Origin of the sequence: Natrialba asiatica DSM 12278 (genome assembly GCF_000337555.1) — an archaeon.
In the GTDB taxonomy this organism is placed as follows: Archaea; Halobacteriota; Halobacteria; order Halobacteriales; family Natrialbaceae; genus Natrialba; species Natrialba asiatica.
In genome coordinates, this window is sequence record NZ_AOIO01000040.1 from 203,352 (window position 1) to 215,264 (window position 11,913).

Genomic DNA, 11,913 nt, shown 5'->3' on the forward strand with positions numbered 1-11,913 from the left:
CGACCCGCAACTTATCGAACGGCATTCGTCGACGGGCTATCAGCCGCTGTACTCGCTGCCGATAACCTCCCGAATCCGCTCGGCCGTCACCGTCCCGACGCCGTCGGCCGCCTGTAACTCTTCTTCGCTGGCGATCATCACGGCCTCGACGGTGCCGAACTCGTCGAGCAGCGACCGGGCCGTAACCGGGCCGATTTCGGCGATCGAGGCGACGACGTACTCCTGTTGCTCGCCGAGCGTCTTGGACTGTTTCTCGCCGTGAACCGATACCTCGCGGTCCGTGAGGTCTTGCTCCCGGCTCGCAATCACCGCGAGCAGTTCGGTCGTCTCGTCCTCGCCTTCGGTGCGAAGCACGCTCGCACCGAAGTCCACGGCGAGACTCGAGAGTGCTCCCCGAACGGCGTTCGGGTGAATGTCGCGCTGATCGTACAACCCGTCGCCCTCGACGACCACGATGGGACGGGAGTAGTGGCGAGCCATCGCGCCCACCTGCTCGAAGACCGACCGGTCGCCCCCGACGAGCGAATCGACGAAGTCGGCGACTGACTTCCGTTCGACGACGACGCGATCCGAGCAGACGTAGTCGCCCACGTCGAGGGTTTCGAGTCGAACCGCGATTTCCTCACGGCGCGAGAGTTCGCGGGCGATGTTGGCGTCCATCTCGCGCTGGTCGGCGACGATTTCGACGGTATCGCCCTCAGCCGTGGGTTCGTGGGTTTCGACCGCCGGTGTGGCGTCTTCACCGTCGCCGTCTTCGTCAGGTTCGAACTCCCGGAGACCGGGCCGTTCCGAACCCCCCTCGCTTCCACTGGAACCATCGCCGCCTGCACCGGGTTTCCCGCCGCTAACGTTCACTTTCGCTCCGCCGTCATCGGTCGTCGCGCGGCTCCCGTCACCGCCGCCGAAATCCGCGAGCGACTGCTGGGATTCGTCGAGTTCGTTCTCGATGTCGTCGGCTATTCCCTTTAGCTCGCGCAGTTCCGACTCCATTTCCTTCTCGCGCCGGCGGGAGATCCAGAAGTAGGCCTCGTCGCGGGTGTCTTCGGCCATGAGCACGACGACGCGGCCCTCGGACTGGCGACCCGTCCGGCCCTTGCGCTGGATCGAGCGAATCGCCGTGGGAACGGGTTCGTAAAAGAGGACGAGGTCGACCTCGGGGACGTCCAAGCCCTCCTCGGCGACCGACGTCGAGACGAGCACTTCGAACTCGCCCGCGCGGAACTCGTCTAAGACTTCCTGTTGTTGTTTCTGAGTCATCCCGTCAGAGCCCTCGCGGTCGCCCTGGCCGACGAAGCGCTTTGCGTCACAGCTCCCTGCGAGAAACTCCGTCAGCGCCTCGGCCGTGTCGCGCGATTCGGTGAACACGATCACGCGCTCGCCGTCCTCGATCCCGAGCGTTTCCGCGAGGAGCATCCGGGTCCTCCGGTATTTGGGGTGTAACTCGCTGAAACTCTCGGCCTTCCGCATGGCCTCGCGGACGCGCGGGTCCGAGACCATCCGCTGGCTGGCCTTCGACGCCCCCGACGAGCGGGCCTGGTTGCGCTGGCGGTCGAAGTACCGCCGCAGCGCCTCGACGCTCTGGGTTTCGACGAGCGTAACGGCCTGACGGAGCTTCATCACCTCCGCGTGGATCGACATCCCCTCGAACCCCTCCGACTGGTCGTTGTTGATCAACTGCTGCAACTCGGCGCGCATCTTGTTCAGGTCCTTCTGGGACTGATCCGGCTGGGTCGACTTCGCAACCCCCAACTCTTTCAGCTTCTCGAGGCGGTCTTTGATCACCTCGTTTAGGGCGTCCCGAATCTCGAGTACGTCATCGGGCAAGTCGATCCGTTCCCACTCGACCTCGGTGTCGTGGGTGAACTCGTCGACGTCGGCGTCCTCCTCGGTCATCACCTCGACCTCCTGGAGCCCGAGGTTCTCACAGACCTCGAGGATGGCCTCCTCGTCGCCGCCGGGTGAGGCCGACATGCCGGTGACGAGCGGGTCGCGGGCGTCTTCGTGATAGCGCTCGGCGATGTAGTTGTAGGCGTAGTCGCCGGTCGCGCGGTGGCACTCGTCGAACGTCAGGTGGGTCACGTCGGAAAGCGAGATGCGTCCCCCGACGAGGTCGTTCTCGATCACCTGCGGGGTGGCCATCACGACCGTGGCGTCCGTCCACAGTTCGGCGCGGTCGTCCGGGCTCACGTCGCCCGTGAAGACGACGATCTCCTCGTTTTCAGAACGCTCTGCGTTCTGATCGCTCGACGAGCTTTGCTCGTCGGTGTCGGGAATCTGGAGCGCCTCGCGGTAGAACTCGGCGTGTTGCTGGACGAGGGGTTTCGTCGGTGCGAGCATCAGTGCGGTGCCGCCGACCTCCTCGAGCCGGCGCGCCGTCACGAGCAGGCTCACGGTGGTCTTTCCCAGCCCGGTCGGAAGGCAGACGAGCGTGTGGTCGTTCGCGGCCGTTCCGGCGAGTTTCAACTGGTAGAGGCGGCGCTCGAGAAAATTCGGTTCGAGCAAGGGGTGCTCGATCGACGGCGGCTCCTCGTCCTGTGCTGCCATTGGCGGCCGATTCGATGCGGTTGCGGTTAAGGATTGAGAAAGCGCGGTGGAAGTAAACGCATCACCTGAATCGATCGTTCTCAGGAGACTATCCCGCCGAACGATAGCGTCCGTACACGGCTTGAGGTCGAACGCCGCCACCCTTTTTGTCCCGGCGCACCGTAGTATCCCCCGCAATGTGTCACTGCTTCGCATCCGTCGACGACCTGACCGCCGAGGAACGGGCGGCCGTCCGCGACGAGCACAGCCTCGAAGAACTGCGCGCGGCGTACTCCGAAACTGAACTCGCCGAACTCGGCGTCGCGGTATAAGTACACCAGAGCGGTGCCGAAAACAGCGTGCTGCAGCCGTTCCCACGGAGAGCCGGTACTCAAACGTCAAACGAACGTGACGACCAGCCACGCGAGCACACCGGCGTAGATCGGAATCGTCAGATTGTCGTCGACGATGTAGTCACCGACTTGTACCGTCACGCCGTCCGCGAGCGCCGCGCCGAGCGCCGCCGCGACCACGGCGAGCGGCGTCTCGTAGAGAAACGGCGTCGCGATAATCGCGCTGACGATGAACATCGTCCCCAGCACCTTCGGACCCTTGACCCGCTTTAGCGTGTCGTCCGAAACGGTTCCGCTGACCGGGTCGCCGAGCGAGAGCATCAACATCGCCGGCAGGGCGATCGCCGACTGAAAGAGACAGACGACGACCGTCATGCTGAGCATGTAATACCCGTATCCGGCGAACTGTTCTTGCTCGTACTCGCGAGTCAACGTCTCGTAGAGGCGCTGGTAGACCCACCACTCGAGTTCGAGATGCAATCGCGTGAACTCGAGGAAGATCGTACCGAGGGCGAGGACCACCATCAGGATGCGAAAGCGCGTCCAGGAGAGGCCGAGGTCGAACGCGTTCGCGAGCAGATAGAGGGCGACCAATCCGGAGCCGCTGGCGTGGACGAGCCGTCGCTTCAATTCGTCGGCCATCACGTCACTCCTCGAAGGTGGTGACCTTCAGTGCGTCGGTTACGTCTGCTGCAGGTGGTTCTTTGACACGTGGGTCGCCCGCTGTCCGCCGGTTCGCTGCTCTCAGGTCGTCACGCCCCAGCTAATATGGGCCCACGTTCGCTCGTAGATATAATACGTGCCGGTTTTCACGAGGTTCGTTACGAGTCCGATATTCAGTGCCGCACCGACATCGCCGACGACCGCCCAGGCAACGGTGACGGTGATCAGAAGCATGACCAACCGATAACAGAGCGTCTTGACGAGCGCCCGTTTCTGGGCCTGTATTGCGGGCCGGGAGAGGACGTTCCAGTGCATACGCCCGGTTCGTCGGCCACCCAATAAGTAACGACGATCGGATACATATTTGCTTGATTGTAACTGGTATTGGTTTCGGGTACGATTTGGATCGACCGGCATCCGTACGGCTCGCTTTGACTGTGATGGACGCGAAGAATGCAGCGCGAACGCGGCCGTCTCACAGCGAGTTCAGACGGATTCGTTAGCTCTCGTTCTCGCCGTCGAGGTCTGCGAACGCGAGTTCGCCGGCGCGCAGGTCGGCCATGAGTTCGGGCAGGTCCGAGACGGGGAGCCGTTTCTGAGCGGTCGTGTCCCGTTCGCGGACGGTGACGGTCGTCGCCTCGTTCTCGAGGGTTTCGTAGTCGACGGTGACGCAGAAGGGCGTGCCGACCTCGTCCTGGCGGCGGTAGCGCCGGCCGATGTTGCCCGAGTCGTCGTAGGTTACCGACAGGCCGGCGTCGCGGAGGTCGGCGACGATGTCGTTCGCGGTCGCCTCGAGTTCGTCGTCGTTCTGCAGCGGGAAGACGCCGACGACGGTGGGTGCGACCTCGGGATCGAGTTCGAGGTAGGTGCGGTCCTCGCCGTCGACTTCGTCCTCGCGGTAGGCGTGGTGGAGGACGGTGTAGACGAGGCGGTCGACGCCGAAGGAGGGTTCGATGACGTGCGGGATGATGTGCTCGCCGGCCTCGGTCTGTTCTTCGACCGCGAAGCCGGTTTTTTCGGTCGGGAGTTCGTGGCTCTCGCCGTCGAGGTCGATCGTGACGCTGTCGCCCTCGAACGCGGATCGGTCGCGTCCCGCGAGGGTCTCGAGTTCGGAGACGACGGCCTGGGCGTCGCCGCCGAACTCCGGCCCCAGGTAGCTCATGTCGGGGTCGACGGTCGCGCGCTCGACGGTCTTGGGTTCGTCGTACTGCCGGAAGACGGTAAAGCGGTCCTCCGAGTGGGCGGCGTGTTTCGAGAGGTCGTAGTCGCCGCGGTCGGAGAAGCCGGCGAGTTCGATCCAGTTGCCGTCGAGTTCGCCCTCGGCGTCCCAGCAGTCGCTCGCGTAGTGGGCGCGCTCGCCCGAGAGGTGCTGGCGGAACCGGAAGCGGTCCATGTCGACGCCGACGGCGTCGTACCACCGCTTTGCGACACCGAGGAAGTACGCGACCCACGGACTCGCGAGGATTCCCTCCGCGACGGCGTCGCCGATGGTCGTTCGAATCTCCTCGCCGTCCTCGGCGTTCTGCTCGCTGGCCGGATAGAGGCGCACCTCGACATCGGCGACCGCCGAGAGGTCGGGCTCGTCGGTTTCGGGGTCGATGAAGAACTCGAGTTCGGCCTGGGTGAACTCGCGGGTGCGGATGATGGATCGGCGGGGGCTGATCTCGTTGCGGTAGGCCCGACCGATCTGGCTGACGCCGAACGGCAGTTGATTGCGTGCGTACTCTTTGAGCCGCGGGAACTCGACGAAGATACCCTGGGCGGTTTCGGGGCGCAGGTAGCCGGGTTGGGAGTCGCCGGGGCCGATGTTCGTCCCGAACATGAGGTTGAACGTCTCGACGGCCTGGCCCGCGAGGCCGGCGCCGCAGTTCGGGCAGACGAGTTCGTACTCGGCGATGACCTCCTCGACCTCGGGGATGGGGAGGCTCTCGGCGTCCTCGTACTCGGTGTTGTCCTCGACGACGTGGTCCGCGCGGTGGCTCTCGCCGCAGTCGGGACACTCGACGAGCATGTCGTCGAAGCCGTCGAGGTGGCCCGACGCCTCGAAGACCGGTTCGGGCATGATCGTCGGGGCGTCGATCTCCATGTTGCCCTCGGCGACGGCGAAGCGGTCGCGCCAGGCGTCCTCGACGTTGCCCTTCAGGGCCGCGCCCTGCGGGCCGAACGTGTAGAAGCCGCCGACGCCGCCGTAGGCGCCCGAGGACTGGAAGAAGTAGCCCCGGCGCTTTGCGAGTTCGACGAGTTTCTCGCCGATCGAGACGTCCGTCTCCGCTGGTTCAGTCTGTTGCTCACTCATACAGGGCCTCCAGAAGGTCGACGTCGCAGACGATGCCGACGAGTTGTTCGCCCGACACCATCGGGATCTGTTCGATGTCGTTGCTGATCATCTGCTGGGCGGCGTCCTGGATCGACTTCTCCGTCGCGACCGTCACCACGTCGTCGCTCATGAACTCGCGGACCGGTTCGGCGGGGAGCTCGATGTCCCGCGTCGGGAGGTAGCGACTGCCGACGGCCTTGATGCCCTCCCAGGACCATTCGGAGTCCTGGTCCGGGAAGTTGTTGCCCGTCTCTTCTTCGCCCTCGACGATGCGGGCGACTTCGATGATGTCGACTTCGGTGAGGACGCCGCTCATCCGACCGTCGTCGTTTAGCGCGACGGTGTAGGGGACGTTCGCGTAGGACAGTTCGCGTTCGGCGACCGGCAGCGGCGTGCCCTCGTAGGTCGTGTTGACGTTGTCGCTGGCGTAGGTGCCGACGGTATCGTCGGTTTTCTGATCGCCGGCCGCGATGGCGTGGATCACGTCCGTCACCGTAACGATGCCCTCGAACTCGCCGTCGACGACCGGGACGCGGCGCGCGCTCTTTTCGACCATCGCGCGGGCGACCTCCTCCAGCGTGGTCTCGCGCGTCGTCGTCGGCACGTCGTCCATCAGCATGACGAGTTGGTCCTCGTCGGGCTGTTCGATCAGCGTATCCCGCGAGACCAGCCCTCGGTATTCCGGGCCGTTGTCGGTCGGTTTGACGACCGGAACTGACGAGAACGACTGTTCTTGCAGGTACTCGAGGACATCCGAACGGGTGCCTGGCAGGTCGACGGTCACTACGTCCTCACGAGGCGTCATCGCGTCGGCTACGTTCATGTCCCCACTGTAGGGCGAAAATGAGTATAAACCCAGTGTTTCCTGTGCCTGCACTCGACGACCAGCCGTTGGCCCGCTCACGCGCCGTTTCAGGGGTTCGATTCGACGGCCTTATATGTGTGAGGGTGAGATATTCTACCATGGTGTTGAATCCCCACACCACGACGGCAGACGAGACGGTCGTCGGCTCGATCGATTCGACCGATTCGAGCGACGAGTTCGTCATTGCGGACATCTCTGCGGACGACGCGTGGCTTTCGATGCGAGCGGAGGAGGCAATGACACTTCCGGCCTGGCGATAGGGGGGATTCGACCTGTACCGGTGGGGGCCGGTCAGGTGGGACGTTCGCTTGCAGCTCTTTTCCAACGGAGCGCCGGCTTTCTGCGAGCGTGTGACCGAGACGTAGCGTTTAGTACGTCGCCGTTGTGTCAGTAGTCGATGGCTGGCCGCCAGCGGACAGACCGGCGACCTGATACCGCAAGGACCGACGCCGGAGCGGACCGCAACGCGCGCTATACTGTTGCCTCGCTGCTCGCGGCGCTCGTTCCCGTCAGCCTCGCCCGCCGCGCGATCTCCGTGACGGTTACGGCCGACCGCGATGTCTACGACCGCGGCGTCCCCGTCGAGTTCACCGTGACGTTTCGGAACCGGCTGCCGGTCGCCGTCGCCGTTCCGACGCCGCACCAGCGTCGCTGGGGCTGGACCGTCGCCGGCGAACTCGAGGCCAGCGACGAGCGGCGATACATGCGGTCACAGCCGTCGGTGTTTCGATTCGACGGCGGTGAGCGAAAACGGATCACGGTCACCTGGAACGGCCGCTTCGAACGGACCACGGATCGTCACGAGTTCGTCGTGCCGGACCCGGGTGAGTACGAGATCCGGGTGTTCGTCGCGACGCGCGAGGGCCGGTATCAGCCCAGTGATACGGCGAGCATCCGGATTCGGTAGGCGAGGTGGGCGAAGCGGACAAGATGGGCAAAGTGAACAAGATGAGCGAGATTGATGGGATGGATGAGAGAGGCGAATCGTCGAACGGTCCGTGCGCCGGTTTGAACGGCTGAAAATAGACCGAGAGGAAGCAAGCCGCGTACGCGACAGGAGGGCAGTACGTGAGTGGCGTGTCGGTGTTGCGTCCCGATACCAACGGTTCGTCTTCGCCCGTCACGTCGCTTATCCCGTGAGGAAGCCGCCGGGCGGAATGCGCGTCGTCGGCCGTCCGTCCTCGTCGAGGTCGTCGTCGCTGCCGAACTCGGGGGAGTGTTCGATCGTTCGTCGAGCCTTTGCGACCGTGCGGTTGCACGCAGCCACTGTAGCGAGGATCTTACTCATACACGAGTTAATAGTGCCGCCGCCCACATAAGTATTTATGATATGAAAGATCGTGTGGTTGGTTGCCGATATCTCGTTAGTAGCCAAATATGAAACTACAATTCTACCGGTTTACTCGCTCGAATACCTATGAAGAGTATTAACTACTATTTGAGTAACAACAGATCAAATTTGTATTTGTAATATGGTAATTCTGCGGTCACCGGTGCAGATGACACGCCGTAAAGTGCGTCCCCGTTCCGTGTGCCGATTCGATTTCGTAGGCCGGCCGTTCCCGTGCACAGATGCTCCGTTCGGCGAACGCTTCGAGCAAGCGGTCGGTCGCTTGCTCCCAATCGACGGTCGGCCCGTCACGCTCGGTGCCCGCTTCGTCCGTCACTGCTTTCGCTTGCCCGCTCGTCTGTGTCCCCGCTTCGTGATCCGTCGCGATGAACTCTATCGCCTCCTCGACGATCCGCCCCGGCTCGCCCTGCGGGAGCGCGCCGCCGAAGAACTCCGCGCGAATCTCGGCGGCCGGCATCGGTTCGAACGTCCGTCGTTTGACCGCCCGCATGAACGACCGCGTCCGCTTCCACTCCTCGCCGTCCCAATCGTAGGCTTCAGGGGCGATCAGGCGCGGACACCGCGTGCGGAACCGACAGCCGGAGGGCGGATCGACCGGACTCGGGACCTCGCCCTCGAGCACCCCGCGCGCGCCGGTCTCCCGCGGATCGGGAACCGGGATCGAGTCGAGTAACGCCTTCGTGTACGGGTGCTGCGGGTTCTCGAAGAGTTCTTCTTTCTCGGCGAGTTCGACGATATTCCCGAGGTACATCACGGCGACGCGGTCGGAAATGTGGCGGATCACCGAGAGGTCGTGGGCGATGAAGAGGTAGGTGAGTCCGAACTCGTCTTGGAGCCGCTCCATGGTGTTCAGCACCTGCGCCTGAATGGATACGTCGAGCGCGGAGACTGGTTCGTCACAGACGATGAAGTCCGGGTTGACCGACAGCGCGCGGGCCAGGTTGACCCGCTGGCGCTGGCCGCCCGAGAACGCGTGGGGATAGCGGTTGTAGTGGTGCGGGTCCAGCCCGGCTTTCTCCAGCAGGTCCTTCGCCCGGGCCTCGCGGCCCTCGTCGTCGAGCATTCCGTGGGCGCGCATCGGCTCCTCGATGATCTGACCGACCGTCAGTCGCGGATCGAGCGAGGCCTGCGGGTCCTGAAAGATCATCTGAATTTCCGAGCGTTTGGTGCGCAGATCCTCCCCGCTGAGCGTCGCCAGATCCTCGCCTTTGAACGAAATCGTCCCCGCGGTCGGCTCGAGCAATCGCAGAATCGTCCGCCCCAGCGTACTTTTGCCACAGCCCGACTCGCCGACGAGCCCGAGCGTTTCGCCGCGTCGAATGTCGAAACTCACGTCGTCGACGGCTTGGACCCGTTCCTCGCCGACGCTGATCGGCGGAAATTGGTTCGTGTCGAGAGAAATTCCCGGCAACAGCCCGCCGCTCTGCGAGAAGTACTTCTTCAGCCCCTCGACCTCGATCAGCGCCTCGCCGTACGGGACCGTCTCGCCCGTCATTTCGGACCCGAGTTGCCCGTCGGGTGAACTCTTACTCACGGTCGTCACCTCCGCGTCGCCCGTCGGTTTTGCGTGTACTCCCACTCCCGTTCCCACTCTGACTCCGACTCTCGACTCCACTCTCTTCGCTTTCGCCGCCATCAGTCGCACTCGCAGCGGTCTCCTGTGCACGCCCCTCGAGCGGGACGCTTTCCTCGTACTCGTCGCCGAACACGTCGTGTTTGATGCAGGCCGCTCGATGCGGCTGCCCGTCGGCCCGGGCGACCTCCCTGTTTTCGGGATGGATCCGCTTGCACGCCTCCCGCGCGTCCGGACAGCGCGGGTGGAATCGGCAGCCCGCGGGCGGGTTGATCGCCTCCGGCATCACTCCCCTGATCGGATCGAGTTCAGCGACGGTTCGGTCGGGTCGGGGCATCGAGTTCAGAAGCGCCTCGGTGTAGGGGTGTTTGGTGTCGTAGAACAGTTCGTCGACCGGCGCTTGCTCGACGATCTCGCCGAGGTACATCACGTTCACCCGATCGCAGATTTCGGCGACGACGCCCATGTCGTGGGTGACCCAGATGAAACTCGTCCCGTACTTCGCCTGGAGGTCGTCGACGAGGTCGATGATCTGGCCCTCGACCGTCACGTCGAGCGCCGTCGTCGGTTCGTCCGCGATGATGAGGTTCGGCTCGCAGGCAAGCGCCATGGCGATGAGCACGCGCTGGCGCATGCCGCCGGAAAACTGGTGGGGGTACTCCTCGTAGCGCTCCGCCGGATCGGGAATGCCGACCTCACGGAGCATGTCGACCGCCTCCCGCCGCGCCTCGTCGCTCGACAGGTCGCGGTTGAGTTCGATGAACTCGCGCAGTTGGCTGCCGACGGTGAAGACGGGGTTGAGCGACTCCATCGGATCCTGAAAGATGACGGCGATCTCGTTGCCCCGGATGCGGGTGCGAACCTCCTCGTTCGTCAGCATGTCCTCGCGCTCGCGGAGGTCGCCGTCGGGGCCTTCCTCGAGTCCGAAGATGGTTTCGCCCTTGTACGTGATCTCACCGTCGACGATCTGGCCGGGGGAGTCGACGAGTCGGAGGAGGCTCATCGAGGCGACGCTCTTGCCGGCCCCGCTCTCGCCGACGAGGCCGACGATCTCACCCTCGTAGACCTCGAACGAGATGCCGTCGACGGCGCGGACGGTGCCGGCGTCGGTGAAGAACTGCGTCTTGAGGTTCTCGACGCGAAGGAGTGGGTCTGAACGTGAACTCATCGGTGGTGTGGGATCGGTGTGAGAGTCGGGGGTGGAGTCTGGATAGCGGTCATGGTCTGTCTCTCAGTCGTTGATTCGCGGATCGAGCGCGTCTTGCAGGCCGTCGCCGAACAGGTTGAAGCCCATAATCGTCACCAGGATCGCGAGGCCGGGCCAGATCGAGAGCCAGACGTTCGAGTGCATGTAGCCGTGGGAGGTGTTGAGCATCTGGCCCCAGTCGGGCGTCGGCGGTTGCGCCCCGTAGCCGAGGAAGGAGAGGCCGGCGACGATGAGGATCGTGACGCCGATCTGGAGCGTCGCGTAGACGAGGACGGGCGCGAAACTGTTCGGAATCACGTGCCTGCGGATGATGTTGCGGTTCTTGACGCCGGAGGCCTTCGCGGCCTCGATGTAGTCCATCTCGCGGACGGACAACACCTCGCTGCGGATGATCCGGGCGAAGACGGGGATGAACGTGATCCCGACGCCGAGGATGGCGTAGGTGATGTCCGGGCTGCCGCCGCTGACGAACACCGTGAAGACGATGATGAGGATCAGCGGCGGGATCGCGTACACCGTTTCGACCATCCGCATGAGCACGTCGTCGACGCGGCCGCCGTAGAATCCCGAAACTGCGCCGATGATCGTCCCGCCGACGAAGCCGATCAGCGTCGAGACGATGCCGACGCTGACGGAGACCTGTGCGCCGTAGACGATTCTGGTGAAGTAGTCGCGGCCGCTCGGATCGGTTCCGAGCGGATTGCTCAGCGACCCGTCGGCGTGAAACGCCGGCGGCACGTTCTCCTCGCCCTCGCCCGGCGGCGGTATTCGCTCGGGATGGTCGAAGATGGGGAGCGTCTCCGCGAACGTAAAGTCCGAGACGGCTCCGAACGTGAGCTGTGAGAGGTTGCTGTCGATGAACGTGTACGTCGAGATGAGCAGGACCAGCGCCACGACGTACAGCCCCCACCGCGCAGTCGTATCCTCCATTACCTTCGAGAACGTGTAGCGCCAGCCGTATTCGGCCTCAACGTCCTCGGACGGCCCGCGGCTCTCGTCCATCTGTGCTTCGCCGAGTGCCATGCTTAGGTTCCTCCCTGGTTGTGGTCGAATCTCCGGTC

At 64.0% G+C, this 11,913-nt stretch carries 12 protein-coding genes; 3 read left to right on the forward strand and 9 right to left on the reverse strand.

Features of this window, described 5'->3' with window-relative positions; translation table 11 throughout:
* Positions 1-39 precede the first annotated feature (39 nt).
* Positions 40-2,544 (reverse strand): DEAD/DEAH box helicase, encoded by a 2,505-nt coding sequence (locus C481_RS18595; RefSeq protein ID WP_006110873.1) that lies wholly within the window; start codon positions 2,542-2,544, stop codon positions 40-42.
* Positions 2,545-2,720: 176 nt separating this feature from the next.
* Here C481_RS18595 and C481_RS23005 point away from each other — a divergent pair, with 176 nt between their 5' ends.
* Positions 2,721-2,855, forward strand: coding sequence for a hypothetical protein (locus C481_RS23005; protein WP_006110874.1), 135 nt, complete (start codon positions 2,721-2,723; stop codon positions 2,853-2,855).
* Positions 2,856-2,921: 66 nt separating this feature from the next.
* Here C481_RS23005 and C481_RS18600 read toward each other — a convergent pair whose 3' ends face one another.
* From C481_RS18600 to C481_RS18615, 4 genes are all read right to left on the reverse strand, one after another.
* The gene (locus tag C481_RS18600; protein WP_006110875.1) at positions 2,922-3,518 is read right to left on the reverse strand and encodes a diacylglycerol/polyprenol kinase family protein; all 597 of its coding nucleotides are present in this window, start codon (positions 3,516-3,518) and stop codon (positions 2,922-2,924) included.
* A 102-nt stretch (positions 3,519-3,620) separates the two neighbouring features.
* Entirely contained in the window at positions 3,621-3,854 is a 234-nt protein-coding gene (locus C481_RS18605) for a DUF2061 domain-containing protein (protein WP_006110876.1), read from the reverse strand.
* A gap of 184 nt (positions 3,855-4,038) precedes the next feature.
* Complete coding sequence (gene glyS, locus C481_RS18610) at positions 4,039-5,835, reverse strand: glycine--tRNA ligase (protein WP_006110877.1); 1,797 nt, start codon at positions 5,833-5,835, stop codon at positions 4,039-4,041.
* Entirely contained in the window at positions 5,828-6,679 is an 852-nt protein-coding gene (locus C481_RS18615; RefSeq protein ID WP_006110878.1) for a CBS domain-containing protein, read from the reverse strand. The genes glyS and C481_RS18615 overlap by 8 nt, the downstream gene beginning before the upstream one ends.
* Positions 6,680-6,819: 140 nt before the next feature.
* Here C481_RS18615 and C481_RS22320 point away from each other — a divergent pair, with 140 nt between their 5' ends.
* Both C481_RS22320 and C481_RS18620 read left to right on the forward strand, forming a co-directional pair.
* A complete protein-coding gene (locus C481_RS22320; RefSeq protein ID WP_006110879.1) occupies positions 6,820-6,981 on the forward strand; it encodes a DUF7556 family protein in 162 nt (53 codons plus the stop codon).
* A gap of 137 nt (positions 6,982-7,118) precedes the next feature.
* On the forward strand, positions 7,119-7,628 hold the full coding sequence (locus tag C481_RS18620; RefSeq protein WP_006110880.1) for a hypothetical protein: 510 nt from the start codon (positions 7,119-7,121) through the stop codon (positions 7,626-7,628).
* 222 nt (positions 7,629-7,850) lie between these two features.
* Here the strand turns inward: C481_RS18620 and C481_RS22325 are convergent, their stop codons facing one another.
* The 4 genes from C481_RS22325 to C481_RS18635 all read right to left on the reverse strand — a co-directional run bounded on the left by C481_RS22325 (position 7,851) and on the right by C481_RS18635 (position 11,875).
* Positions 7,851-8,009, reverse strand: coding sequence for a hypothetical protein (locus tag C481_RS22325; protein WP_006110881.1), 159 nt, complete (start codon positions 8,007-8,009; stop codon positions 7,851-7,853).
* Positions 8,010-8,208: 199 nt separating this feature from the next.
* A complete protein-coding gene (locus C481_RS18625) occupies positions 8,209-9,567 on the reverse strand; it encodes an ABC transporter ATP-binding protein (protein ID WP_241434715.1) in 1,359 nt (452 codons plus the stop codon).
* 31 nt (positions 9,568-9,598) lie between these two features.
* Positions 9,599-10,813 (reverse strand): ABC transporter ATP-binding protein, encoded by a 1,215-nt coding sequence (locus C481_RS18630; protein ID WP_006110883.1) that lies wholly within the window; start codon positions 10,811-10,813, stop codon positions 9,599-9,601.
* Between the two features lie 63 nt (positions 10,814-10,876).
* Positions 10,877-11,875 (reverse strand): ABC transporter permease, encoded by a 999-nt coding sequence (locus C481_RS18635; protein ID WP_006110884.1) that lies wholly within the window; start codon positions 11,873-11,875, stop codon positions 10,877-10,879.
* Positions 11,876-11,913 lie beyond the last annotated feature (38 nt).

What these genes read in the sequence shown, in the direction of transcription:
- C481_RS18620 (WP_006110880.1), top strand. Translation starts at nt 7,119, where the DNA reads ATGGCTGGCCGCCAGCGGACAGACCGGCGACCTGATACCGCAAGGACC.
- C481_RS18625 (WP_241434715.1), bottom strand. Translation starts at nt 9,567, where the DNA reads ATGACGGGCGAGACGGTCCCGTACGGCGAGGCGCTGATCGAGGTCGAG.
- C481_RS18600 (WP_006110875.1), bottom strand. Translation starts at nt 3,518, where the DNA reads ATGGCCGACGAATTGAAGCGACGGCTCGTCCACGCCAGCGGCTCCGGA.
- C481_RS18635 (WP_006110884.1), bottom strand. Translation starts at nt 11,875, where the DNA reads ATGGCACTCGGCGAAGCACAGATGGACGAGAGCCGCGGGCCGTCCGAG.
- C481_RS18605 (WP_006110876.1), bottom strand. Translation starts at nt 3,854, where the DNA reads ATGCACTGGAACGTCCTCTCCCGGCCCGCAATACAGGCCCAGAAACGG.
- C481_RS18630 (WP_006110883.1), bottom strand. Translation starts at nt 10,813, where the DNA reads ATGAGTTCACGTTCAGACCCACTCCTTCGCGTCGAGAACCTCAAGACG.
- glyS (WP_006110877.1), bottom strand. Translation starts at nt 5,835, where the DNA reads ATGAGTGAGCAACAGACTGAACCAGCGGAGACGGACGTCTCGATCGGC.
- C481_RS23005 (WP_006110874.1), top strand. Translation starts at nt 2,721, where the DNA reads ATGTGTCACTGCTTCGCATCCGTCGACGACCTGACCGCCGAGGAACGG.
- C481_RS18615 (WP_006110878.1), bottom strand. Translation starts at nt 6,679, where the DNA reads ATGAACGTAGCCGACGCGATGACGCCTCGTGAGGACGTAGTGACCGTC.
- C481_RS22320 (WP_006110879.1), top strand. Translation starts at nt 6,820, where the DNA reads ATGGTGTTGAATCCCCACACCACGACGGCAGACGAGACGGTCGTCGGC.
- C481_RS22325 (WP_006110881.1), bottom strand. Translation starts at nt 8,009, where the DNA reads ATGAGTAAGATCCTCGCTACAGTGGCTGCGTGCAACCGCACGGTCGCA.
- C481_RS18595 (WP_006110873.1), bottom strand. Translation starts at nt 2,544, where the DNA reads ATGGCAGCACAGGACGAGGAGCCGCCGTCGATCGAGCACCCCTTGCTC.